We start from the raw sequence: 25,639 nt of genomic DNA, 5'->3' as shown, positions 1-25,639 counted from the left end.
AGGGTCTGGCGCGTGCTTGACAAAACCGTAGGGGAACATGACGGGCGCAATGCCATAAAACATACGGTGAACATGCGAAAAATAGGGCCGAAAAAAACAGGCGATCCAACTGCTGACCCTTGCTCGTCAAGGAGTGTAGGAGTCGTTGATGACAAAGTCAACATTATCTTATGTCTTATATAAGACATAAGTCTTGGCGGGGAAAACTCTGGACGCCAGATGGTGCTTCATGATGAAATGCGCGGATGACTTCGAACCCACCGGGTATCACGCCTACCCCAGACGCCACGGGCGAGCCCATGCCCGCGGCGTCACACGCCTCGCTTGCCTCACCCACGTTTAGTCCGCTGTACCAGCAGATCAAAGGCTTGATCACCCAGAGCCTGGAGTCAGGCGAGTGGAAGCCTGGTGAAATCATTCCCAGTGAGGTGGAACTGGCCGTGCGTTACAAGGTGAGCCAGGGCACGGTGCGCAAGGCGATCGACGAGCTTGCGGCCGACAACCTGCTGGTGCGGCGTCAGGGCAAGGGCACGTTCGTTGCTACACACAACGAAGATCGTGCGCAATTCCGTTTCCTGCGCTTGCTGCCTGATGATGGCGCGGAGCATCCGCACATCAGCCATCTGCTGGAATGCCGCCGCCTGCGCGCGCCCGCCGAAATCGCCCGGCAACTGGACCTGAAGCCTGCCGATCCAGTCGTGCTGATCAAGCGCTTGTTGCAGTTCGATGGCGAAACCACGGTGCTCGATGAAATCTGGCTGCCCGGTAGCGTGTTTCGCGGCCTGACGCTAGAGCGGCTAGCCGAATATAAAGGCCCGCTCTATGCGATGTTCGAAACCGAATTCGGTACGCGCATGATTCGCGCCTCGGAAAAAATCCGCGCCGTCGCCGCTGATCCGGCGGTGGCCGTGCATCTGCGGGTGGCGCCGGGGTTTCCGCTGCTGTCCGTTGAGCGTGTTTCGTATACTTATGGCGACCGGCCTGTCGAGGTGAGGCGTGGCTGGTATGTCACCACCGGTTACCACTACCAGAATGACCTGAGTTGATGGCATCCGGGCGGGAGGCGGTTGAATCAAGGTTGGTCAAGATTGGATAAAACAGTCCGCATGAACGTAAAACGGCATAAAAACAGCATTGTTGCGTGTTTTGTAAAGGGTCAGGGCCGCGTTTCGCTGCAACGCGATATAAAAAAGCGCTAAAATCGCGGATTAGTGTTACTACATTGTAGGGGTCTAGTATGGCTGAAGCCGTAAAAAAACCGAGGCCGGAGTACCGGAACATCGGTCTCGGTCAAATCTTGACGGCATACCGCCTGCCTCTCGCGGTACGCGTGTCGATCCTGCACCGGATCAGTGGTGCGTTGCTGTTCGTGTTTCTGCCGTTCCTGCTGTATCTCTTCGATCAAAGCCTGACATCCGAAATCAGTTTCGAAATGTTCCGGGCGCTTCTCTCCAATACGCTGGTCAAGCTCATCACGCTCGTTCTGGCGTGGGCTTTCCTGTTTCACTTCTGCGCGGGAATCCGTCACCTGGTGATGGACATGCACTTCGGCGTGAGCAAAAAAGGTGGCAAACAAAGCTCCATCGTCGTTCTGAGCGTCTCGTCGCTTCTCACGATCGCGTTCGCCGCAAAACTGTTCGGAGCATTCTAAAAAATGGCAGCCAATAACCGAATCGGTCCGAAGCGTCTCGTCGTCGGCGCCCATTACGGCCTGCGCGACTGGCTCGCGCAGCGTGTCACCGCCTGCATCATGGCGATCTACACCGTGATCCTGCTGGCGTGGTTCTTTTGTGCCAAGGCGTTTTCATACGATGGCTGGGCGTCGATCTTCGCGCTGGAGTGGATGAAGCTGGCGACGTTCGTCACCCTGCTCGCGCTGTTCTATCACGCGTGGGTGGGTGTGCGCGATATCTGGATGGATTACGTGAAGCCCGTGAGCTTGCGCCTGATCCTTCAGGCGCTGACGATCGTCTGGCTGCTCGCTTGTGCGGGCTACGCCGCGCAGATTCTCTGGAGAGTTTAAAAGCATGGCTGCAATCAAACATACTCTGCCGCGTCGCCGTTTCGACGTGGTGATCGTTGGCGCGGGCGGCTCAGGCATGCGCGCTTCGCTGCAACTGGCTCGCGCAGGCCTGTCGGTGTGCGTGCTGTCCAAGGTGTTCCCCACCCGCTCGCATACCGTCGCCGCGCAAGGTGGCATTGGCGCCTCGCTCGGCAACATGAGCGAAGACAACTGGCACTACCACTTCTACGACACGATCAAGGGTTCCGACTGGCTGGGCGATCAGGACGCGATCGAATTCATGTGCCGTGAAGCGCCGCATGCGGTGTATGAGCTTGAGCATTTCGGCATGCCGTTCGACCGCAATGCCGATGGCACGATTTACCAGCGCCCGTTTGGCGGCCATACCGCCAACTACGGCGAAAAAGCCGTGCAGCGCGCCTGTGCCGCGGCTGACCGCACGGGCCATGCGTTGTTGCACACGCTGTACCAGCAAAATGTGGCGGCAAAAACCCAGTTTTTCGTTGAGTGGATGGCGCTTGACCTGATCCGCGATGCGGACGGCGATGTGCTCGGTGTGACCGCGCTTGAAATGGAAACGGGCGACGTCTACATCCTCGAAGGCAAAACCACGCTGTTCGCCACGGGCGGCGCCGGGCGGATTTTCGCGGCGTCGACCAATGCGTTCATCAATACCGGCGACGGTTTGGGCATGGCGGCGCGCGCGGGCGTGGCGCTGCAGGACATGGAGTTCTGGCAGTTCCACCCAACCGGCGTGGCCGGCGCGGGCGTGCTGATTACCGAAGGCGTGCGCGGCGAAGGCGGCATTTTGCGCAATGCCAATGGCGACCGTTTTATGGAGCGCTATGCGCCCACGCTGAAGGATCTGGCGCCGCGCGATTTCGTTTCGCGCTCGATGGACCAGGAAATCAAGGAAGGCCGTGGCGTAGGTCCGAAAAAGGATCACGTGCTGCTCGATCTGTCGCATATCGGCGCGGACATCATCATGAAGCGTCTGCCGTCCATCCGCGAAATCGCGCTGAAGTTCGCCAACGTCGATTGCATTAAAGAGCCGATCCCGGTCGTGCCTACCATCCACTATCAGATGGGCGGTATTCCGACCAATATGCATGGCCAGGTGGTGGGTACGCCGAAGGGTCATGACGATCCGATTAACGGCTTTTATGCCGTGGGCGAATGCTCGTGCGTATCGGTTCACGGGGCTAACCGCCTTGGAACGAATTCGCTGCTCGATCTCGTCGTGTTTGGCCGCGCCGCGGGCAATCACATCGTCAAGCATGTGCAGGACATCAAGGAACACAAGCCTTTGCCGGCTGACGCGGCCGATTTCGCGCTGGCGCGTCTCGACAGGCTGAAACAGTCGACCTCGGGCGAGTACTCGCAAAACATAGCGAACGATATCCGTGCGTCGATGCAGGCGCACGCAGGCGTGTTCCGTACTTCGAAGCTGCTGTCCGAGGGCGTGGAGAAGATCCGTGAGATCACCGCGCGAGTGGACAACATTCATCTGAAAGACAAATCGCAGGTCTTCAATACGGCCCTTGTTGAAGCGCTCGAAGTGGCGAACCTGTGCGAAGTGGCCAACGCCACAATGGTTTCCGCCGAAGCACGCAAGGAAAGCCGCGGCGCGCACGCGCAAAGCGATTATGACCACCGCGATGACGAAAACTGGCTGCGCCATACATTGTGGTTCCGTGAAGGCAATCGCCTCGATTACAAGCCGGTTCGCATGCAACCGCTTACCGTCGAATCGGTGCCGCCGAAAGAGCGGACCTTCTAAGGCACACGTCAAAGGACTGAAAAATGGCCAAGCGAATTTTTGAAATTTACCGCTACGATCCGGACAAGGACGCAGCGCCGCGCATGCAAACGTATGAGATCGACCTCGATTCGCACGAACGCATGCTGCTTGATGCGATTGTCAAACTGAAAGCGATCGACGAAACCCTGTCGTTCCGCCGTTCATGCCGCGAAGGCGTATGCGGCTCGGACGCGATGAACATTAACGGCAAGAATGGTCTGGCCTGTCTGACCAACCTCAACGACCTGCCGCACAAGATCGTGCTGCGTCCGTTGCCGGGCTTGCCGGTGGTGCGCGATCTGATCTGCGATTTCACGCAGTTCTTCAACCAGTACCACTCGATCAAGCCGTATCTGATCAACGACACGCCGCCCCCTGAAAAAGAGCGTTTGCAGTCCCCTGAAGAGCGCGACGAGCTTGATGGCCTGTACGAATGTATTTTGTGCGCGAGCTGCTCGACCTCTTGCCCGAGCTTCTGGTGGAACCCGGACAAGTTTGTCGGCCCGGCAGGCTTGCTGCAGGCATACCGCTTTATCGCGGATAGCCGCGATGAGGCAACGGGCGAGCGCCTTGATAACCTCGAAGACCCTTACCGCCTGTTCCGTTGCCACACCATCATGAACTGTGTCGAAGTGTGCCCGAAGGGTCTCAATCCGACCAAGGCCATCGGCAAAATCAAGGAATTGATGGTTCGACGCGCGGTCTGATATGGGCTCTGCTACGCATCAGTCCGACCCTCTTCGCCGCGCGCGCCTTCGCTGGCGTGCGCGACGTGGCTTGCTGGAAAACGATCTGATTTTCGAGCGTTTTTTCAGCCGATATGAACATGACCTCAGCGATGCCGATGTTGGTGCACTCACGCACTTGCTCGACCTGAGTGATAACGACCTGATGGATTTGCTGCTTGCGCGCACTGAGCCGCAAGACGCGCTAGCGGGCAACGCGGATGTTTCGCGGGTACTGGCGCTGCTGCGGGCCGTTTGACACCCATGCTGGCATGGCCAGTCCAGGTTCGTCGCTTGAGGCGTGTGGATTATCGAAACCCTGTGTTCCTACTTCGATTGAGGATGTGCTATGACCCCGTCAGATGTTAAAGCCACACTATCGTTCAGCGACAATTCGCCGAGCGTTGAAATGCCGATCTACAAGGGCACGCTGGGTCCGGATGTCATCGACATCCGCAAGTTGTACGGCCAGACTGGCAAGTTCACTTACGATCCGGGCTTCATGTCGACGGCGGCGTGTAATTCCGCGATTACCTATATTGATGGCGATAAGGGCGAGTTGCTGTATCGCGGTTACCCGATCGATGACCTCGCACAAAACGCCGATTTTCTTGAGACCTGTTATTTGCTGCTGAAGGGCGAGCTGCCCACTCAGGCGCAGAAAAAAGAATTCGTCGACACCGTCACGAAGCACACGATGGTGCATGAGCAGATGCATTTCTTCTTCCGGGGTTTCCGCCGCGACGCGCATCCGATGGCGATTCTGGTGGCGGCTGTGGGCGCGCTGTCGGCGTTTTATCACGATTCGCTCGATATCAATAACCCGCGTCACCGCGATGTCTCGGCCATCCGCATGATCGCCAAGCTGCCGACGCTGGTGGCGATGGCCTACAAGTACAGCACCGGCCAGCCGTTTGCTTATCCGAAGAACAACCTGTCGTACAGCGCGAACTTCATGCACATGATGTTCTCGAATCCGTGCGAAGAGTACAAGATCAACGACGTGCTGGTGCGCGCGCTGGATCGCATCCTGATCCTGCATGCCGATCATGAGCAAAATGCGTCGACGTCGACGGTTCGCCTGGCCGGTTCATCGGGGGCTAATCCGTTTGCCTGTATCGCAGCAGGGATTGCGTGTTTGTGGGGTCCGGCCCATGGCGGCGCGAACGAAGCGGCGTTGAACATGCTGGAAGAAATCGGCACGGTCGATCACATTCCTGAGTTCATCAAGCAGGTGAAGGACAAGAACTCCGGTGTGAAGCTGATGGGCTTTGGCCATCGCGTGTACAAGAACTACGATCCGCGCGCCAAGCTGATGCGTGAAACTTGCCACGAAGTGCTGGAGGAGCTGGGTCTGCATGACGATCCGCTGTTCAAGCTGGCGATGGCACTCGAAAAAATCGCGCTGGAAGACGAATATTTTGTCTCGCGCAAGCTGTATCCGAACGTTGATTTTTACTCGGGCATCGTGCAGCGCGCATTGGGTATTCCGACTTCAATGTTCACCTGCATTTTTGCAATGGCCCGCACGGTGGGCTGGATTGCGCAGTGGAACGAGATGATCGCGGACCCCGAGCAAAAAATTGGCCGTCCACGTCAGTTGTTTATTGGCGAGACACCACGCAAAGCCAAGCCACTGGCGCAACGCTAGGATCGTTAGTCAGGCTCAGGTGCCAGGCCCAGTGGGGCCCATAACTTTCAGGTTTCAAATTTCAAAGCGCCCCAGCCGGGTTTAATGGCTGGGGCGCTTTGCCGTCTGGCGTATTGGGTTGATGGAGATTGATTAAATCACAGCGGATTGTTAATGGGCCATCTGGGTAGTCAGGAATGGACAGTATGGGAATCGAGCTATGAGCCTAAAGGAATATATTTAAACAATGGCCATTTAAATATATTGCCATAGGAGTTTTGCGATGAAGGCGGTAATTAAAGGGAAAGTAAATTCAACTGATATAGATGTTGATCTCTAAGATTATGTTCCGGAAGATGAAAAATGCTTCATGTTTGCCGTAACGCTATTTATAGGAATGGAAGATAGTCTTGGCTCGGATATGTTCCAGTTAACTATTTGCACGCCAGAGTGGCTGCGGCAAAACGAATACTGGAAACTCGCTGTTTTTGGTTCTGGAATGTTGATTGTTTTTGAATATAACTGGGAAAAATCATGCTGATAATCAAGGAGAAGGTTGGATCATGCACAGGCGATGACTGGGCCACCATTGCCGAAAAAATCAACCGTTTTGCATTTTGGGAGTTCTCTGATTATAAAGAATGAGGCGATAAAAATATTTAAAATAATTTTTCCTCATGATCTCAAGCGGAAAATACGGCGAATATCACAGCATGTCCCTTCCCGGGTAATCCCGGTACAGGTATTGAAACTACCACCCAACTCCCTGTTTTTTATCGGTTTTTCCTGTTTTTGATGCGCAAGGAAAGCACTCGCATGGCATAATCGCCTGCATACAAATTGCCCGTAGTGGTAACTACTTTTCTTGCTCCCCTGCATACCATGGCCCAAACGCTCTACGACAAATTGTGGGATTCCCACGTGGTCCACACAGAAGAAGATGGCACCACGCTGCTGTATATCGACCGTCATTTGCTGCATGAAGTCACCAGCCCGCAGGCGTTCGAAGGCCTGCGGCTGGCAGGGCGCCCGGTCTGGCGCATCAGCGCGAATCTCGCGGTGTCCGATCACAATGTCCCCACCACCGACCGCAGCCACGGTATTGCTGACGCCGTCTCCAAACTGCAGGTCGATACGCTCGATGCCAATTGCGACGCGTTCGGTATCACGCAGTTCAAGATGAACGACAGGCGCCAGGGCATCGTCCACATCATCGGGCCGGAGCAGGGCGCGACGCTGCCTGGCATGACGATTGTCTGTGGCGATTCCCATACTTCCACGCACGGCGCATTTGGCGCATTGGCGCATGGCATCGGGACCTCGGAAGTCGAGCATGTGCTGGCCACGCAAACGCTGCTGCAAAAAAAGAGCAAAAACATGCTGGTGCAGGTCGAAGGGCTGTTGCCTCGTGGCTGCACCGCAAAAGACATCGTGCTGGCCATTATCGGCAAGATCGGCACCGCGGGCGGCACGGGCTATGCCATCGAGTTCGGCGGCTCGACCATTCGCGCGCTGAGCATGGAAGGCCGGATGACGGTGTGCAACATGGCGATCGAAGCCGGCGCCCGCGCCGGGATGGTCGCGGTTGACGAAACCACCCTCAACTATCTGAAAGACCGGCCCTTCTCGCCCGAAGGGGTTGAATGGCAGCATGCCGTCGAATACTGGAAGCAGTTCAAGTCAGATGCGGGTGCCACGTTCGATCGCGTGGTCGAACTCGATGCCGCGGATATCGTGCCGCAGGTCACATGGGGTACATCGCCCGAAATGGTGGCTTCAATTGATGGCCGCGTGCCTGATCCAGAGCGCGAGAAAGACGCGGTCAAGCGCAATGCGATGGAGCGCGCCTTGCAGTACATGGCGCTCTCGCCGAACGTGCCGATCGAATCCATTCAGCTCGACAAGATTTTTATTGGCTCATGCACGAATGCGCGCATCGAAGATTTGCGCGCGGCGGCCTATGTCGTGAAAAAGTTGGGCCGCAAGCTCGCGCCGAATATCCAGCTGGCGCTGGTGGTGCCAGGCTCGGGCCTCGTCAAGGCGCAGGCCGAGCGCGAAGGGCTCGATAAAATTTTTACCGATGCCGGGTTCGAATGGCGTGAGCCGGGATGTTCGATGTGTCTGGCGATGAATGCGGACCGGCTCGAGCCCGGCGAGCGTTGCGCTTCCACGTCAAACCGCAATTTCGAAGGGCGTCAGGGCGCCGGTGGCCGGACCCATCTCGTGAGCCCTGCCATGGCCGCCGCCGCCGCGATTGAAGGGCATTTCGTCGATATTCGCAAACTTGGGTAAGCCGCCATGATGAACTTCGATGGTTTGACATTGCTGCGCCGTACCGGGCCGCGCGCTTTGGCCGTGGTGACACTGGCATTGGCGCTGGCGGGCCTGGCCGGTTGCCACACGGTGCATGGCATCGGCCAGGACCTGCAGCATCTCGGTAACTCGATCAGTAATACGGCAGATTAATCCGCTCATTTGCAGCTTATCTTTTTGCGGGTTCGCGCTTTCGCAACAGGCTGCAACTCGCTTTGAACAGGCACTCCACGTCATGGATAAATTCATCGTACACACGGGCATCGTCGCTCCGCTCGATCGTGAAAACGTCGATACGGATGCGATCATTCCGAAGCAGTTTCTGAAGTCGATCAAACGCACGGGTTTCGGCCCTAACGCCTTCGACGAATGGCGTTATCTCGATCACGGCGAACCCGGCCAGGACAACTCGAAGCGGCCACTCAATCCCGATTTCGTTCTGAACCAGCCCCGTTATCAGGGTGCCTCCGTACTGCTGGCGCGCAAAAACTTCGGTTGCGGCAGCTCGCGCGAGCATGCGCCATGGGCGTTGCAGCAATATGGGTTTCGCGCGTTGATCGCGCCCAGTTTCGCCGATATTTTCTACAACAACTGTTTCAAGAACGGCCTGTTGCCCATCGTGTTGAGCGAGCAGCAAGTCGATCATCTGTTCAACGAAACCAGCGCGTTCAATGGTTATCAACTGACCATCGATCTCGAAGCCCAAGTGGTGCGTACCACCAGCGGCAGTGCTGAATACCCGTTTGAAGTCGCGGCATTCAGAAAATACTGCCTGTTGAACGGGTTCGATGATATTGGTTTGACATTGCGTCACGCTGACAAGATTCGCCAGTTCGAGGCCGAGCGGCTGATCAAGCAGCCTTGGCTTGACCGTCGCCTCGTCGGCTAAAGCATCAATTAAGCCTGGCGCTCAGGCATTCAGACAATTTTTCCAGGGAATCTCGCATGAAGATCGCAGTGTTGCCGGGTGACGGCATCGGTCCAGAAATCATCAACGAAGCCGTCAAGGTGCTGAACGCCCTCGACGAAAAGTTTGAACTCGAACAGGCGCCGGTCGGTGGCGCGGGATATGAGGCCAGCGGGCATCCGTTGCCTGACGCCACGCTGGCGCTGGCCCAAAGCGCTGATGCGATCCTTTTTGGCGCAGTGGGCGACTGGAAATACGATTCTCTGGAACGGGCGTTGCGCCCGGAGCAGGCCATTCTGGGCTTGCGTCGCCATTTGCAGCTGTTCGCCAACCTGCGTCCGGCCATCTGCTATCCCCAACTCACGGGCGCTTCGTCGCTCAAAGCCGAGATCGTCTCGGGGCTCGACATCCTGATCGTGCGCGAGCTGAACGGCGATATCTATTTCGGCGCGCCGCGCGGCGTGCGCGAAGCGCCGGATGGCCTGTTTCAGGGCGAGAAGGAAGGCTTTGACACGATGCGTTATGCGGAGCCCGAAGTGCGCCGCATTGCACATGTCGCGTTTCAGGCGGCGCAAAAGCGGGACAAAAAACTGACCTCGGTCGACAAGGCGAACGTGCTCGAAACTTCGCAATTCTGGCGGGACGTGATGATCGACGTCGCCAAAGCGTATCCGGATGTCGAGCTGTCGCACATGTATGTCGATAACGCCGCGATGCAACTGGTCAAGGCGCCAAAATCATTCGATGTGATCGTCACGGGCAATATGTTCGGCGATATCTTGTCGGACGAAGCCGCGATGTTGACGGGCTCGATTGGCATGCTGCCGTCGGCCTCGCTGGACCGCAACAACAAGGGCCTGTACGAGCCTTCGCATGGTTCCGCACCCGATATCGCGGGCAAGGGTGTGGCCAATCCGCTTGCCACCATCCTGTCGGCTGCGATGATGCTGCGTTATTCGCTGAATCGTCCGGAACAGGCGCAGCGCATCGAGCAAGCAGTGCAAAAGGTGCTGGAGCAGGGTTACCGCACGGGCGACATCCTGACGCCGGGTTGCCAGCAAGTCGGCACAGTGGCGATGGGTGACGCCGTCGTCGCGGCGCTGTAACGGGCCGCTCTGGTTTGATCTGGGGAATTGCACCTAAAAGCAGACAATTCACCCAGATTTAACGGGATAAATCGTTTAAATCGGGTTTTCGTGTAAACTGCCGCAACGGCGAAAAGCAATGGCGAAAATGGTTTTTATTTCTCTGGTTTCCGGTGTTCACGGCCAAGTTGCCCGTGCCACTGAGCTCGCCCAATCCGTTATTTTCGTAATCTCCAGCAAAACGATTACCCCGAAAACGATCACGCGCTGATCGTCCATCGTGCCCGCCTGTCTTCCCCGCGCGGCCACGCCGGACAAAGTAGCGGGGAAGAGTTTCCACTCGAAGGGTATGAAGTCATGAACGTAGGTCTCGTGGGTTGGCGCGGTATGGTCGGCAGCGTCCTGATGCAGCGCATGCAGCAGGAAGGTGATTTCGATCTGATCGAACCGGTGTTTTTCAGCACCAGCAATACAGGTGGCGAGGCCCCCGCATTCGCCAAAAACGAGACCAGGCTCAAGGATGCGATGAGCATCGACGCGCTGAAAAAGTGCGATGCCATTATTTCGTGCCAGGGCGGTGATTACACTAGCGCGGTGTTTCCGCAATTGCGCGCGGCGGGCTGGAACGGCTACTGGATCGACGCGGCGTCAGCGCTGCGTATGCAGGACGATGCCATCATCATTCTTGACCCGGTTAATCACGACGTCATCAAAAACGCGCTGCTTAAAGGGCAGAAAAATTTCATCGGTGGCAACTGCACCGTCAGCCTGATGCTGATGGCGCTGGGCGGTCTGTTCCGCGAGAACCTCGTGGACTGGATTACCGCGATGACTTATCAGGCCGCCTCGGGCGCGGGCGCGCAGAACATGCGTGAGTTGCTGCAGCAAATGAGCACGCTGTATGGCGCGGCGAAAGAAGATCTGGCCGATCCTTCCTCGGCCATTCTCGATATCGATCGCCGCGTGCTGGCCGCCATGAACAGCGAGCGCATGCCCGTCGATCACTTTGGCGTGCCGCTGGCGGGCTCGCTGATTCCCTGGATCGACAAGGATCTGGGTAACGGCACCTCGAAAGAAGAATGGAAAGGCGGGGCGGAAACCAACAAGATTCTGGGCAAGCCCGCCATGGGCGAGCCGGGCTCGATCCCCGTCGATGGCCTATGCGTGCGCATTGGCGCGATGCGTTGCCATTCGCAGGCATTGACCATCAAGCTCAAAAAAGACGTGCCGCTTGACGAAGTCAACAGCATCCTTGCGTCCGCTAACGATTGGGTCAAAGTCGTGCCGAACGAACGCGAGGCTACCTTGCGCGAGCTGTCGCCCGCGGTGGTGACCGGTACGCTCACGGTGCCGGTTGGGCGGGTGCGCAAGCTGGCGATGGGCGGCGAGTATCTGTCGGCCTTCACGGTGGGCGACCAGCTCTTATGGGGCGCGGCCGAGCCGCTGCGTCGGATGCTGCGCATTTTATTGGATAAGTAAAGTAAACTGCGCGGTTACGGTACGGCGCATAGAGTAGAGAACCAAAAGCGTCGCTTATTGAGCGGCGCTTTTTTTATGTGTTCGATAATCCTGTCTCCCCAAATTCCATTGCAAACGAGAGCTGCGCGCTGACGCGCCAAGGATTTCGATGATTGTTCGACCCATTTTTATTCCATTCACTTCCGGGCGTCGTGTCTGCCGGTTATCCGCTGCATTTTTGACAGCCTGTTTAATGGCTGGAACGGGTGCCGCATGGGCTCAGCCTGATGTGGCGCAGGCGGCAAGCGCTTCTGCTCCTGACGTTCGTGAGCGCGTGACGCATTACACGATTGGCGAAGGCGAATCGCTCAATGATGTGGCCGCGCTCGTGACCCAGTCGAGTGATCCAGCAGTGTTGTTGCGAGCGTCCCGAGCGTTATTCGAGGCTAATCCGAAAGCCTTCATGAAGGGCGATCTGAATCGCGTGAAGATTGGCGCGGTGCTGAACGTGCCCGCGCTCGATGCAGCGGGCAGGACGATTGCCGCGGCGAGCGGGAAAAAAGCAGAGGCTGCTGCTGCAACGAAGCCTCATCTGACGGTTGGCGCACCGGTGGTAGCTCAGACGGCGATGCGCCCTCCTGGTGCTGCGTCAGCGGTAAGGGCCGCAAGCACGGCACGTACTGCAAACACCGTGCTAGCGAGCCCGACGAGCGCCGCAAGCAGCGGCATGGCAACACCGGAGCTGGTGTGGCCTCCAGCGGCTTCGACACCTGTGGCGGCTTTTGCCGCAGCGGCGAAGGCCGCCGCCTCGCAACCAGCGGCTGCCTCTGCCTCTATAGCGCGTTCTCCCCAGCCCGCCTTGTCAACCCCAAACGTCCAGCCTGGTGCTAGTGCCCATGTCTGGAGCGGCGCTGTCCGCCCACTAAAGGACGAGCTAGCCGCAAGCGCAGCGGCTGCTCCCGCACCGGTGGCGGCACCCGTTGTCGCGGCTCCAGCCGCTTCCTCAGCTCCAGCTCCAGCTTCAGCTCCAGCCGTTTCCGGCGTTCCTGCGGACAAGCCCGTGCAGCCGAAGGTTTCGAGCCTGCAGCAGTTGCTGGAGATAAAAAATCGCGTGTTGATGGAGTTGCACAAGCACGGCATCGGCGCGAAGCCGCCTGCCGCCCCCGCGCTTGCCCAGGCCGCTCCGGCACGGGCGGTGACGAGTGCGACGAGTGCGACGAGTGCGACCGCGGCTACGGTGGCCCACCGGATGCTGGACCGGGCTGGCATCCCGAGAAGGCATCACCACACCGCATTGATCGGCGGCGTGGTGGGCCTGCTGGTCGTTTTACTGCTGCTGATCCTGCTGCTGCGCCGGCGGCGTAAACGGGCAGCAGCCGGGCAGCCAGTCATGGACGACGCTCAGCACGATGCGCCGAAATGGAATGAGGCGGCTTCGGGCACGTCTGCTGTGCTGGCCGGTGCAGCGGTGGCAAGGCAGACCGTACCGTCCGATGAGGCAAGCGGGACGGAGGCAGCGGAGGGTCCGTCAGGCGCCGGGCCTCATGCCGCGGGAGCCACTACGGCCACTACGTCGACAGAGATGGACTTCACCCCCGATCCACGGGCAAATATGGAAACGCATGCCAGCCTGTCGCTGGAAGGCATATCGGCGGACTTCGAGCCGAATGCGGAATCCGCTGCCCCCGAAGCCTTTAACGCCCCCGCCACCCAGGGATTCGAGGCGGCTCAAGAGGCTATCGAACAACCCGGGCCCGTCGTCGCTGAAGCCGTCCATACGCCATCTGTGCCCCTGGTACCCTTGGCACAAGCGCAAGAGGTTGATGCAAACGCAGAACAAAGCGCGGCCTCCGAAGCCGGCCCAACCGATGCCACTGCTGCCACCGAGCCCGCCGGTCCCGTAACGCAAACCGCACCGGCTGCAACGCCCCCGATGGGTTTCCCGCTGGCGGCGCTTGAAGCGCTGGACAGCCTCGACATGCCGTTGCCACCCCGTGCCCAGCCCGCCGAATCGGCCTCTGAAGCGCCAGCTTCCGGCGCCATCACGGGCCTCGGTGCCGCGCGTTTTGGCGTGCTGAATCTCGATTTCGATCTCGAATTGCCTTCCGATCCAGTCGATGCCTTGCCTGCCTTCACCGCAGAAGATTTAGGAAAAATCGCCCGCAACAAGCTTGATCTGGCAGTTGAATACATCGAACTGGGCGACTTGGCGGGCGCGCGGGCGCTGGTGTACGAAGTGATCGAAGCGAACGACGCGCCCACGCGCGAAGACGCCTATGCGTTGCTGGCGACGCTCGAGCCCCACGCGTGATGCGGCTTGCGCTCGGGGTTCAGTACGATGGCCGGCCGTTTCGCGGCTGGCAATCGCAGCGCGAGGGCGGCACGGTGCAAGACGAGCTGGAACGCGCGTTGTCCACGTTTGCGCAAATGCCCTTGAAAACAGTCGTGGCGGGCCGCACCGACACCGGCGTGCATGGTCTTGGGCAAGTGGTTCACCTCGACACTGAGCTGGAGCGCACGGAATTCTCCTGGGTGCGTGGCACGAATGCGTTCTTGCCGCAAGCCATTGCCGTGCAATGGGCGAGGCCCATGCCTGAGCCCTTTCACGCGCGTTTTTCCGCCTTTGAGCGCACGTATTTCTATGTGCTGCATGTCAGCCCGGTGCGCTCCGCGATGCTTGCGGGGCAGGCTGGCTGGGTGCATACGCCGCTCGAACTCGATGCGATGCGGCAAGCCGCCGCCTGCCTGATTGGAACGCATGATTTTTCGGCGTTTCGCTCGTCCCAATGTCAGGCGAAAACCCCGCTCAAGCATGTGCACCAGATCGATATCCGGCAACACGGCAATTTCATTCATTTTCGTTTTCGCGCGAATGCGTTCCTGCATCACATGGTGCGCAACCTGATGGGTTGCCTCATCGCGGTGGGGCGCGGACGCTATCCCGTTGAATGGCTGGCCGAGGTGCTGGAGAGCCGCGAGCGGCGTCTGGCGGCGCCCACGTTCATGCCCGATGGCCTATATCTCGCGCAGGTCCGCTATCCTGAAATATTCCCGGTTCCGGCGGCCACCTTGACGAGCGTGCCGTGGAGCGCGGTCTGGAGCGACCCTGCCTCATCCTCATGATGAATTCACCTGAAACCCCCTCATCCGACCCGTTGCCACGGCGCACGCGCATCAAGCTGTGCGGCCTGTCACAGCCCGCTGACGTGGCCTGCGCCGTCGAACTGGGCGCTGACGCTATTGGTCTTGTGTTCTATCCCCCAGCCCGCGTGCGCTGGATCTTGCCCGGGCGCGCGAACTGGTGCGCGACGTGCCGCCGTTTGTTGCCGTGGTAGGGCTTTTTGTGAATGCCACGCCTGCATGGCTCAAGGAAGTGACGTCGAGCGTTCCGCTGACTCTTTTGCAGTTCCACGGCGACGAGACGCCGGCGCAATGCGCGTCGCTGGCGGGCCTCGCCGGTTTGCCCTGGCTGCGTGCGTTACGCGTTGCAGCCGATACCCGGCAAACCGATTTGTTAGAATCCGCGCTTAACTATTCCGCTGCCAGCGGTCTTTTGTTCGACACCCATGTCGAAGGCTATGGCGGCGGCGGGAAGGTCTTCGATTGGTCACTTATTCCAGCAGAACTCGCGCCTCGGGCCGTTTTGAGTGGTGGGTTGAACGCACAGAACGTCAGTGAAGCGATTCATCGCGTGCGTCCGTATGCGGTCGATGTCTCAAGCGGCATCGAGGTACCGGGCGCCAAAGGCGTGAAGGATCACGCCCGGATGGCGGCATTTGTGCGCGCGGTGCGCGCGGCGGATGCGGATTAAATTCAGGTGAAGCCGCGAGGCTTGACCCACTGAGATGAGCTTCTTATGTACAACCTCCCCGATCAGCACGGCCATTTTGGCCAGTATGGTGGCGTTTTCGTGGCTGAAACGCTGGTTCACGCGCTCGACGAGTTACGTGCCAGTTACGAAAAATATCAGCACGATCCTGACTTTATCGCCGAATATCACTACGAGTTAAAGCATTTTGTGGGCCGTCCATCGCCCATCTACCATGCCCGGCGCTGGAGCGACATGCTGGGCGGCGCGCAAGTGTTTTTAAAACGCGAAGACCTGAATCACACCGGCGCGCACAAGGTGAACAACGTGATCGGCCAGGCATTGCTGGCGCGGCGCATGGGCAAGCCACGCGTGATCGCGGAAACCGGCGCGGGCCAGCACGGCGTGGCAACGGCCACCATTGCCGCGCGTTTTGGCATGGAATGCGTGGTGTACATGGGCGCCGAGGATGTGCAGCGGCAGGCGGCCAACGTCTACCGGATGAAGCTGCTGGGCGCGACCGTCGTGCCGGTCGAATCCGGCTCGCGCACGCTCAAGGACGCGCTCAACGAAGCCATGCGCGATTGGGTCACGCACGTCGAAAACACCTTCTACATTATTGGCACCGTCGCCGGCCCTCATCCGTACCCGATGATGGTGCGCGATTTTCAGCGCGTGATCGGTGACGAATGCAAGGTGCAAATGCCCGAAATGGTGGGACGTCAGCCTGATGCGGTGATTGCCTGTGTCGGCGGTGGCTCGAACGCGATGGGCATCTTTTACCCGTATCTCGACGATCGGGCCGTGCAGCTGATTGGCGTGGAAGCCGCAGGCGACGGCCTCGATACCGGGCGCCACGCGGCCTCCCTGACCCAAGGCAGCCCTGGCGTGCTGCATGGCAACCGCACGTATCTGCTGCAAGATGCTGACGGCCAGATCATCGAAACCCACTCGGTGTCCGCCGGTCTCGATTATCCGGGCGTCGGGCCCGAGCATGCGTGGCTCAAGGATTCTGGCCGCGCGCAATACGTCTGCATCACCGATGCGGAAGCGCTCAAGGCGTTCCATGACTGCTGCCGCATCGAAGGCATCATTCCGGCGCTCGAATCCAGCCATGCCCTGGCGTATGCCGCCAAACTCGCGCCGACGCTGCCACGTGACCAGTACCTGCTGGTCAACCTGTCGGGCCGAGGCGACAAGGACATGCACACGGTGGCCGAGCGATCGGGCCTGACGCTCTGAACGACGCTCCGATGCGCGACGACGCGTTTAATCCCAATCCCTTGCAGCCAGCGGCTCCTGGCGCAGATGCGCCAGGTTGCCCGACGTTGTCCGATGTTCCAGGCCTTTCAGGCATGACGCTCTTGAACCGCGATTTTTTGTCTGATGTGGCGAATCTGCCGGATGCCTCGATTGACCTGATCCTGGCCGACCCGCCTTATGGGCTGGGCAAGGATTACGGCAACGATTCCGACATGCGTTCGGGCGAGGATTTTCTCGCGTGGACGCGGTTGTGGCTGGGGTTGGCGATTCCGAAGCTCAAGCCCAGCGGCTCGCTCTATGTGTTTTGCACCTGGCAGTACGCGCCGGAAATTTTCAGTTTTCTGAAAACCCAACTCACGATGATCAACGAAATCATCTGGGACCGGCGCGTGCCGAGCATGGGGGGCACGACGCGGCGCTATACCTCGGTGCACGACAACATCGGTTTTTTTGCGGTATCGAAAGCGTATTACTTCGATCTCGATCCGATCCGTATTCCCTACGATGCCGTCACGAAGAAGGCGCGTTCGCGCAAGTTGTTTGAAGGCAGCAAGTGGCTGGAGATGGGCTACAACCCCAAGGATGTCTGGTCGGTGTCGCGTTTGCACCGCCAGCATGCCGAACGGGTAGACCACCCCACGCAAAAGCCGCTGGAGATCGTCGAGCGCATGGTGCTGGCCAGTTGTCCGCCTGGTGGCCGGGTGCTCGATCCCTTCATGGGCAGCGGCACCACGGCGGTGGCCTGTGCCCGTCAGCAGCGCGAATTCGTCGGCTATGAAATTAATGAAAGTTACTGCGCGATAGCGCGTGAACGCGTCAATGCGGTGGCGATGGCCATGGCGGCGGGTGGCCGCTAGCGGCGGCCTGCTGCTTGATCCCGTGAGGGCTGACGGCTCCCGTGACGTAAAACTATGTTGAGAAAATTCTATGTCCCGTATCGAGAACACATTTGCGGCCCTGGCCGCGCAGGGAAAAAAAGGGTTGATTCCGTTCATGACGGCAGGCGACCCCGATCCCGCCCGGACCGTTGAATTCATGCATGCGCTCGCCGCGGGCGGCGCGGACGTCATTGAACTGGGCGTGCCGTTTTCCGATCCGATGGCCGATGGACCGGTGATCCAGCAAGCATCAGAGCGGGCGCTGGCGCGTGGCATCACGTTGCGCCATGTGCTGGCGGACGTGAAGCGTTTTCGCCAGCGCGATGACCGCACGCCTGTGGTGCTGATGGGCTATGCCAACCCGATCGAGCGCATGGGCGCGGAGGCTTTCGCCGTGGCCGCGCGCGAGGCGGGCGTCGACGGCGTGCTGGTGGTCGATTACCCGCCGGAAGAAGCCGCCGGATTCGCGCAGCACATGCGTGCCGCAGGCATCGATCCGATTTTCCTGCTGGCGCCTACGTCGACCCCTGAACGTATTGCCGCCGTCGGCAAAATGGCGAGCGGCTATGTCTATTACGTTTCGCTCACAGGGGTGACGGGCGCGGCAAATCTTGATGTAGAGAGCATCGCGGGTAAAATCCCGCTGATCAAGGCACACGTGCGGCTGCCCGTGGGTGTCGGTTTTGGCATCCGCGACGCCCAGACCGCGCAGGCTGTCGCGGAAATCTCCGATGCCGTGGTGATTGGCAGCCGGATCGTGCAACTGCTTGAAGCCGCGGCGCCAGAAGCCGCGGCAGACACACTGACGCAGTTCATTGCCGAGGTGCGCCAGGCGATGGATCGCGTGACTCCATCACAATCTTAATTTTGCTGTTCCCGTCCGGACAGGCAGGGCATCTGCCCTGCCTGTCCGGACGGCGACTTTTGAGGGAAGCCCTATGAGCTGGCTCGATAAACTGCTGCCGCCGAAAATCAAGCAAACCGATCCGAAAAGTCGCAAGAGTATTCCGGAAGGCTTGTGGATCAAATGCCCGGCATGCGAGGCGGTGCTGTACCGCAGCGACGTTGAGGCCAATCTGCATGTATGTCCCAAATGCGAACATCACATGCGCATCGGCGCTCGTGAGCGGCTCGATGGCCTGCTGGATGCAGAAGGCCGCTATGAAATTGGCCAGGAAGTGCTACCGGTGGATGCCCTGAAGTTCAAGGACAGCCGCAAATATCCAGACCGTCTGAAAGACGCGATCGAAGACACCGGCGAAACCGATGCGATGGTGGTGATGGGTGGCGCGATTCACACGCTGCCGGTGGTGGTGGCCTGTTTCGAATTCTCGTTTATGGGCGGCTCGATGGGCTCGGTGGTGGGCGAGCGTTTTGTCCGTGGCGCGCAAAACGCGCTTGAGCAGCAAGTGCCGTTTATCTGCTTTACCGCATCGGGTGGCGCGCGCATGCAGGAAAGCCTGCTGTCGCTGCTGCAAATGGCCAAGACCACGGCGATGCTCACCAAATTGTCGGACGCGAAACTCCCGTTCATTTCGGTGCTGACGGATCCGACGATGGGCGGCGTGTCGGCGAGTTTTGCTTTTCTTGGCGACGTGGTGATCGCCGAGCCGAAAGCGCTGATTGGTTTTGCCGGCCCGCGCGTGATCGAGCAGACCGTGCGCGAGAAATTGCCTGAAGGCTTCCAGCGTTCGGAGTTCCTGCTGACCAAAGGCGCGATCGACATGATCGTGGATCGCCGTCAGTTACGGGCCGAACTTGCGCAACTGATGGCGCTGCTGACGCGCCAGCCCGCCGACGCCATCGCCTGATGCCTGTGTTTTCCACCCTTGACGCGTGGCTCACGCATCTCGAATCAGCGCATCCGGTTGGCATCGACATGGGTCTGGCGCGCATCGGGCGCGTGCGCGATGCGCTGTCACTGAACTTCGCCTGTCCGGTGATCACCGTGGGCGGCACGAACGGCAAAGGCTCGACCTGCGCGGTGCTCGAAGCCATCTTGCTGGCGGCAGGCTATACCGTAGGCTGTCATACCTCGCCGCATCTGCTGTCATTCAATGAGCGTGCCCGCGTGAATGGCCAGATGGTGAGCGATGACGAATTGCTGCCACATTTCGCGGCGGTCGAGGCGGCTCGCCTGAGCTTGTCCGAGCCGGGTTCCGAGCCTGTGACGCTGACGTATTTTGAATTCACGACGCTGGCGATCATGCATCTTTTTGCTTCGCGTGGGCTGGATGCTGTGATCTTCGAAGTAGGGCTGGGTGGCCGGCTCGATGCCGTGAATCTGCTCGATACCGATTGCGCGATCATCACCAGCATCGACCTCGACCATACCGAGTACCTGGGCGATACCCGTGAGCTGATCGCTGTCGAGAAAGCCGGTATTTTCCGTGCGGGCAAACCGGCGATCTGCGCGGACCCGCTGCCGCCGCAAACGCTGATCGATTATGCGCAAGGCATCGGCGCGCAGCTTTGGCTGTTTGGCCGTGATTTCCGCTACGAGGGCCAGGCGGGCAGCGAGCGCCAGCAATGGAGTTATCTCGGCCCGACCATGCGGCGCTCGGCGCTGGCTTATCCCGCGTTGCGCGGCGCCAATCAGTTGCTCAACGCTACGGCAGCACTGGCGGGGCTTGAGGCTTTGCGCGAGCGCTTGCCGGTGTCGGCTCAGGATATTCGTCTGGGGCTGGCGCGGGTTGAGTTGCCCGGACGTTTTCAGGTGTTGCCTGGCAGACCGTCAGTGGTGCTGGACGTCGGGCACAACCCGCATGCGGCTGCCGTGCTGGCGCAAAATCTCGGCAACATGGGGTTTTTTCCGTACACCTACGCTGTTTTTGGCGCGATGCGCGACAAGGATCTGGCGGGCGTGATCGCGCATCTGAAGGACGAGATCGACCACTGGTGCGTGACCGGGCTGGATACGCCGCGCGCGGCGAGCGCGGCTGAGCTCGAAGCGGCCTTGCATGCGGCCGGCGTGATTCCCGAACGGGGCGACCCCGACAGCAGCATTACGACTTTTAGCGCTCCGGCCGAGGCCTTTCAGAATGCCTTAAGACGAGCGTCTGAAAATGATAGAATCGTCGTTTTTGGCAGTTTCCACACGGTAGCCGGTGTCATGGCCTACCGTCATTCGCAGTCACGCAGTCACATTAAGTCAGATTAGCCCACGCTTAATTAACGTTACTCACGCTTAACTGCGAACGCTTAAATGCGCTGAACGGCAGTGTATTAGGGCGGTTTCAGCGCGGCGGCCTCGAATCAAGCCATTCATGGGACTTTTCTCCTCGGGCAAGAAAGAAGATGTGCCTGTTCGGCGCGGTAACCGCTCCGGTACAGGGGCCGACGCATCTGGCGAGCGTCTGGAACGGCGTAGCCGCCGCACCGGCGCTGGCGCGGCCAGCGAAGCCGATGCGCTGTTGCTCGACCCCACCTTGCCCGAGAAGCAACGGGCGCGGCGGCGTCTGGTTGGGGCAATCGCCCTGGTGCTGGCCGCGGTGGTGATCCTGCCGATGGTGCTCGATTCCCACCCCAAGCCCCTCACCGAAGATATTTCGATTGATATTCCCGGCCGTCCGGCGGCAGCCCAGGCCGCTTTGGCAGAGCAAGCGGCCGAAGCCGCCAGCGAGGATCGCATCGGGGCTTCTGACCAGGCCGAGACGTCAACCCAGGCCACGGTGGCCGGTTCAAAGGCGCCCACGCCCGGCTCCCGAACTTCCTCACCTTCTACCTCGAAGGCGGGCGCAAAAGCTTCCGGCGCGCCGGATACGGCTCACGCCACAACTTCCACCAGTAGCAGTAGCAGTAGCAACGCCAGCACAGGCAACGCCAATACAGCGAGCGCCCATGCCGCTGCGCCGGTGAAGCCCGCGCCGCTCAAACCCCAGGCTCCAGCCGCATCGAACAGCGCCAAAGCGGCCCCGCAAAATGATCCGGGCACACCGGCATCGCCCCCCGGCAGCCGTTTCGCGGTGCAGCTCGGCATATTTTCCGATGAAGTCCGCGCCCGTGAGTGGGCGGCGAAGCTCAAGGCCGCCGGAGTGCCCGCCTATATCGAGCGGCGCAAGCAGGCGGATGGCACGATGCGCACGCTGCTGCGGGCGGGGCCCTTTGCCGATCGCGCGGCGGCGTCGGCGGTGATTGCCAAAGTTCGCTCGGCCGGTCTGACGCCTGGCGGCAACGACGAAACCGCTAACGAAACCTCACCGTAAGCCGGCGATGCTGACGCTCTTCGACTACGCTGTGATAGCGGTCATTGTTTTATCGGCGTTACGTGGCACGTGGCGAGGGTTTCTCTCAGAGGTTTTCGGCCTGATTGGCTGGATCGCGGCGTTTTTGCTGGCTTGCCGCTTTGTCACTGACGTCGCGCCCCTGATTCCCGCGACCTGGCCTGGCGGCCAGACGACCCAATGGCTGGTTGCGTTCGCCCTGATTGTGATCGGCGTTGTGCTGCTGGCGGGCGTGGCGAACGCGCTGCTGGGCCGGCTGGTGCAGGTCACGGGCTTGAGCGGCGTGGACCGTTCGCTGGGTTTGATGTTTGGTTGTGTGAAAGGGGGGGTGCTGGTGCTGCTTCTGGTTGCCTTTGCGGGCCTGACCGAGCTGCCGCAGCAAAACTTCTGGCGCGATGCGCTATTACGGCCCTATGTCGAACAGGGCGTGCATAAACTGAAACCGCTGCTACCTGAAACCCTCGGCGCGTATATCCGCCTCTAGCGGAGGCGGGCGCCAGGCCAGACGGAGGGCTTTTTGAAAAATTCGGCCCGGCAGCGTAGTGCAGGACATCCACGGGCCCGGGCGTTGTTTTCTCGCCCGGTGTGCGTGACGAATTTCGTACCTTTGAAGGACATGCCATGTGCGGCATCGTAGGTGTAGTTTCTCATTCCCCCGTCAACCAGCTGATCTATGACAGCTTGCTGCTGCTGCAGCATCGCGGCCAGGACGCAGCGGGCATTGCCACGGCCAATGGCAGTAATTTTCATATGCACAAGGCCAATGGCATGGTGCGCGACGTGTTCCGCACGCGCAACATGCGCAGCCTGCCCGGCACGACGGGCATAGGCCAGGTGCGTTATCCCACTGCCGGGTCGGCCTCCAGCGAAGACGAAGCCCAGCCGTTCTACGTGAACGCGCCCTTCGGCATCATCCTCGCGCACAACGGCAACCTGACCAACTGGCGGCAGCTCAAGGAAGAGATGTTCCGGGTCGACCGGCGCCACATCAACACCAGCTCCGATAGCGAAGTGCTGCTGAATGTGCTGGCGCACGAGCTGCAACTGTCCAGCTCAGGCCTGCAACTCGATCCGGCTGCGGTGTTCAAGGCGGTGTCGGGGGTTCATCGGCGGGTGCATGGTTCGTATGCGATTGTGTCGCTGATCGCCGGTTATGGGCTGCTCGCGTTCCGCGACCCGTTCGGCATTCGCCCGCTGTGCCTCGGCAAGCACGAAACCGAACACGGCATCGAATGGATGGTGGCTTCCGAATCCGTCGCAATCGAAGGCATTGGTTTCGAGTTTGTGCGCGACGTGATGCCAGGCGAAGCGATCTTTATCGACATCGAAGGCCATCTCCATGCGCAGCAATGCGCGCTGAACCCGAGCCTGAACCCCTGCATTTTCGAACTGGTTTATCTCGCGCGGCCTGATTCGGTGCTGGACGGCGTGCCGGTATATAACGCGCGGCTGCGCATGGGCGATTATCTGGCCGAGAAAATCCTGCGCGAACTGCCCGATGTCGACATTGACGTAGTGATGCCGATCCCCGATTCATCCCGGCCCGCGGCGATGCAAGTCGCGGCGAAACTGGGCGTCGAGTACCGCGAAGGGTTTTTCAAAAACCGCTATGTGGGCCGCACGTTCATCATGCCGGGGCAGGCCGTGCGCAAGAAATCCGTGCGCCAGAAGCTCAACGCCATGGGCATCGAGTTCAAGGGCAAGAACGTGCTGATTGTCGACGATTCGATCGTGCGCGGCACCACCTCGCACGAAATCGTGCAGATGGCCCGCGATGCCGGCGCGAACAAGGTGATTTTCGCGTCCGCCGCGCCGCCCGTGAAGTTTCCGAATGTCTACGGCATCGACATGCCAACCCGTGGCGAACTGGTTGCCCATGGCCGCAGCGCGGACGAAGTCGCCCAAATGATCGGCGCCGATTATCTGGTGTATCAGGACGTCGAGGCGCTGAAGCAGGCGGTGCGCGATATCAACCCGATGCTCAAGGCGTTCGAGGCGTCGTGCTTCGATGGCCACTACGTGACAGGCGACATCACGCCCGAGTATCTGGACGGGATCGAAAGCGCCCGGATGACCTCTTCGGCGCAATCCGACCGCGATGCCGCGAGCGAGGCGCAAGAGGGCGGCACAACGCGCTCGCAACTGCATTTGCAACTGCCGGTGGAGTGAGCACGCTCCCACGCCTTGAAAAACCCGCCTGAGCCTTTGCGCCAAGCGGGTTTTTTCATGCTGAACTGACTGATCCGACTCACCCGCATCATCAAAACGGAACACGAACGGAACACGACCATGGACGATTCTCTTAATTTCGATACGCTCGCGGTTCGCTCGGGCACGCTGCGCAGTGAATTCAACGAACACTCCGAAGCTATTTTTCTGACCTCGAGTTTTTGCTTTGCCAGCGCCGCCGAAGCCGCTGAGCGTTTTAAAAACCCGGAAGATTTTTATACGTATTCACGCTTTACCAACCCGACGGTGGCCATGTTCCAGGACCGGCTGGCGGCGCTGGAGGGCGGTGAAGCCTGCATGGCGACAGCCTCGGGCATGAGCGCGATTTTGTCCGTGGTGATGTCGGCCTTGCAGGCGGGCGACCATCTGGTGAGCTCGCGCAGCCTGTTCGGCTCGACGCTGGGCATGTTCTCGCAGATCTTCACGCGTTTCGGCATCACGACGACCTTTGTCGATCCGACCGATCTGGCCGCATGGAAAACCGCCGTGCGGCCCGAAACCAAAATGTTCTTTCTCGAAACCCCATCCAACCCGCTGACTGAAATCGCCGATATCGAAGCTATCGGCAAGATTGCAAAAAGCGCGGATGTGCTGTTTGTCGTCGACAACTGTTTTTGCAGCCCGGCGCTACAGCAACCGCTCAAGCTTGGCGCGGATGTCGTGATGCACTCGGCGACCAAGTTTCTCGATGGCCAGGGCCGGGTGCTGGGCGGCGCGCTGGTGGGCTCGCGCCAGTTCATCATGGAAAAGGTGTTTCCGTTCGTGCGCAGCGCCGGGCCGACGCTGTCCGCATTTAACGCATGGGTGCTGCTCAAGGGCATGGAGACGCTGTCGCTGCGCGTCGAGCGCCAGTCAGCGAACGCACTCGAAATTGCCCGCTGGCTCGAAACCCATCCGGCAATCAAGCGGGTGTTTTATCCGGGGCTGGAATCGCACCCGCAGTATGCGATTGCGCAGCGCCAGCAAAAAGCGGGTGGCGCGATTGTCTCGTTCGAGTTGCAAGGCGCAAGCCCAGAGGCGCAGCGCGCTGCCGCCTGGCGCGTGATCGACGGCACGAAAATCTGTTCGATTACCGGCAATCTTGGTGATACGCGCACCACGATCACGCATCCGGCGACCACCACGCATGGCCGGATCGCGCCCGAAATCCGTGAGGCGGCGGGGATTACCGAAGGGCTGGTGCGTCTGGCGGTGGGTCTGGAAACTCCCGCTGATATTCGCGCTGACCTGCAGCGGGGGCTGGGCCTTGGTTAACCTGGGTGCCTGGGTGCCCGGGTGCCCGGCGCGCCTGCATTG

The 25,639-nt window shown here is 59.8% G+C and carries 23 protein-coding genes and 2 pseudogenes; all 25 read left to right on the top strand.

Annotation, left to right across the window (positions count from 1 at the left end):
- Positions 1–245: 245 nt before the first annotated feature.
- The 25 genes and pseudogenes from GH657_RS17485 (at position 246) to GH657_RS17360 (ending at position 25,597) form a co-directional block, all read left to right on the top strand.
- Entirely contained in the window at positions 246–1,046 is an 801-nt protein-coding gene (locus tag GH657_RS17485) for a GntR family transcriptional regulator (protein ID WP_153102279.1), read from the top strand.
- A 191-nt stretch (positions 1,047–1,237) separates the two neighbouring features.
- Positions 1,238–1,651: a succinate dehydrogenase, cytochrome b556 subunit gene (gene sdhC / locus GH657_RS17480; protein ID WP_153102278.1), complete on the top strand. Its 414-nt coding sequence runs from the start codon at positions 1,238–1,240 to the stop codon at positions 1,649–1,651.
- A gap of 3 nt (positions 1,652–1,654) precedes the next feature.
- Positions 1,655–2,023: a succinate dehydrogenase, hydrophobic membrane anchor protein gene (gene sdhD / locus GH657_RS17475; protein ID WP_153102277.1), complete on the top strand. Its 369-nt coding sequence runs from the start codon at positions 1,655–1,657 to the stop codon at positions 2,021–2,023.
- Between the two features lie 4 nt (positions 2,024–2,027).
- Complete coding sequence (gene sdhA, locus GH657_RS17470) at positions 2,028–3,803, top strand: succinate dehydrogenase flavoprotein subunit (RefSeq protein WP_153102276.1); 1,776 nt, start codon at positions 2,028–2,030, stop codon at positions 3,801–3,803.
- 23 nt (positions 3,804–3,826) lie between these two features.
- A complete protein-coding gene (locus GH657_RS17465; protein ID WP_153102275.1) occupies positions 3,827–4,531 on the top strand; it encodes a succinate dehydrogenase iron-sulfur subunit in 705 nt (234 codons plus the stop codon).
- 1 nt (position 4,532) lies between these two features.
- Positions 4,533–4,808: an FAD assembly factor SdhE gene (locus GH657_RS17460; RefSeq protein ID WP_153102274.1), complete on the top strand. Its 276-nt coding sequence runs from the start codon at positions 4,533–4,535 to the stop codon at positions 4,806–4,808.
- Between the two features lie 90 nt (positions 4,809–4,898).
- Entirely contained in the window at positions 4,899–6,200 is a 1,302-nt protein-coding gene (gene gltA / locus GH657_RS17455; protein WP_153102273.1) for a citrate synthase, read from the top strand.
- Positions 6,201–6,549: 349 nt separating this feature from the next.
- Positions 6,550–6,824, top strand: a pseudogene (locus GH657_RS18585) (Imm8 family immunity protein).
- 237 nt (positions 6,825–7,061) lie between these two features.
- Entirely contained in the window at positions 7,062–8,471 is a 1,410-nt protein-coding gene (gene leuC, locus GH657_RS17440; RefSeq protein WP_153102270.1) for a 3-isopropylmalate dehydratase large subunit, read from the top strand.
- A gap of 6 nt (positions 8,472–8,477) precedes the next feature.
- Positions 8,478–8,645: an entericidin A/B family lipoprotein gene (locus tag GH657_RS17435; protein WP_425495765.1), complete on the top strand. Its 168-nt coding sequence runs from the start codon at positions 8,478–8,480 to the stop codon at positions 8,643–8,645.
- Between the two features lie 82 nt (positions 8,646–8,727).
- Positions 8,728–9,381, top strand: a complete 654-nt coding sequence (gene leuD, locus GH657_RS17430) for a 3-isopropylmalate dehydratase small subunit (RefSeq protein WP_153102269.1) — start codon at positions 8,728–8,730, stop codon at positions 9,379–9,381.
- 56 nt (positions 9,382–9,437) lie between these two features.
- Entirely contained in the window at positions 9,438–10,505 is a 1,068-nt protein-coding gene (gene leuB / locus GH657_RS17425; protein WP_153102268.1) for a 3-isopropylmalate dehydrogenase, read from the top strand.
- Positions 10,506–10,841: 336 nt separating this feature from the next.
- Positions 10,842–11,963 carry an aspartate-semialdehyde dehydrogenase gene (gene asd / locus GH657_RS17420; RefSeq protein ID WP_153102267.1) on the top strand — a complete coding sequence of 374 codons (1,122 nt, stop codon included), beginning with the start codon at positions 10,842–10,844 and terminating at the stop codon, positions 11,961–11,963.
- A gap of 232 nt (positions 11,964–12,195) precedes the next feature.
- Positions 12,196–14,253 (top strand): FimV/HubP family polar landmark protein, encoded by a 2,058-nt coding sequence (locus tag GH657_RS17415; protein ID WP_174770017.1) that lies wholly within the window; start codon positions 12,196–12,198, stop codon positions 14,251–14,253.
- Complete coding sequence (truA, locus tag GH657_RS17410; protein ID WP_153102265.1) at positions 14,253–15,065, top strand: tRNA pseudouridine(38-40) synthase TruA; 813 nt, start codon at positions 14,253–14,255, stop codon at positions 15,063–15,065. Before GH657_RS17415 ends, truA begins: the two co-directional genes overlap by 1 nt.
- Positions 15,065–15,753: pseudogene (locus GH657_RS17405) on the top strand (phosphoribosylanthranilate isomerase). Before truA ends, GH657_RS17405 begins: the two are co-directional and overlap by 1 nt.
- Before the next feature lie 45 nt (positions 15,754–15,798).
- Positions 15,799–16,992: a tryptophan synthase subunit beta gene (gene trpB, locus GH657_RS17400; RefSeq protein ID WP_153102264.1), complete on the top strand. Its 1,194-nt coding sequence runs from the start codon at positions 15,799–15,801 to the stop codon at positions 16,990–16,992.
- Between the two features lie 11 nt (positions 16,993–17,003).
- Positions 17,004–17,870: a DNA-methyltransferase gene (locus GH657_RS17395; protein ID WP_153102263.1), complete on the top strand. Its 867-nt coding sequence runs from the start codon at positions 17,004–17,006 to the stop codon at positions 17,868–17,870.
- Between the two features lie 70 nt (positions 17,871–17,940).
- Entirely contained in the window at positions 17,941–18,756 is an 816-nt protein-coding gene (trpA, locus tag GH657_RS17390) for a tryptophan synthase subunit alpha (protein ID WP_153102262.1), read from the top strand.
- Positions 18,757–18,829: 73 nt separating this feature from the next.
- Complete coding sequence (gene accD / locus GH657_RS17385; protein WP_153102261.1) at positions 18,830–19,702, top strand: acetyl-CoA carboxylase, carboxyltransferase subunit beta; 873 nt, start codon at positions 18,830–18,832, stop codon at positions 19,700–19,702.
- Positions 19,702–21,051 (top strand): bifunctional tetrahydrofolate synthase/dihydrofolate synthase, encoded by a 1,350-nt coding sequence (folC, locus tag GH657_RS17380; protein WP_153102260.1) that lies wholly within the window; start codon positions 19,702–19,704, stop codon positions 21,049–21,051. Before accD ends, folC begins: the two co-directional genes overlap by 1 nt.
- Positions 21,052–21,157: 106 nt before the next feature.
- Complete coding sequence (locus GH657_RS17375) at positions 21,158–22,096, top strand: SPOR domain-containing protein (protein ID WP_153102259.1); 939 nt, start codon at positions 21,158–21,160, stop codon at positions 22,094–22,096.
- A 7-nt stretch (positions 22,097–22,103) separates the two neighbouring features.
- The gene (locus tag GH657_RS17370; RefSeq protein WP_153102258.1) at positions 22,104–22,598 is read left to right on the top strand and encodes a CvpA family protein; all 495 of its coding nucleotides are present in this window, start codon (positions 22,104–22,106) and stop codon (positions 22,596–22,598) included.
- A gap of 137 nt (positions 22,599–22,735) precedes the next feature.
- Complete coding sequence (gene purF, locus GH657_RS17365; protein WP_153102257.1) at positions 22,736–24,283, top strand: amidophosphoribosyltransferase; 1,548 nt, start codon at positions 22,736–22,738, stop codon at positions 24,281–24,283.
- 120 nt (positions 24,284–24,403) lie between these two features.
- The gene (locus tag GH657_RS17360) at positions 24,404–25,597 is read left to right on the top strand and encodes an O-succinylhomoserine sulfhydrylase (protein WP_153102256.1); all 1,194 of its coding nucleotides are present in this window, start codon (positions 24,404–24,406) and stop codon (positions 25,595–25,597) included.
- Positions 25,598–25,639: the final 42 nt, after the last annotated feature.

This window comes from Paraburkholderia hayleyella (genome assembly GCF_009455685.1).
Classification (GTDB): domain Bacteria; phylum Pseudomonadota; class Gammaproteobacteria; order Burkholderiales; family Burkholderiaceae; genus Paraburkholderia; species Paraburkholderia hayleyella.
This window is presented reverse-complemented; position numbering and strand designations above follow the sequence as displayed.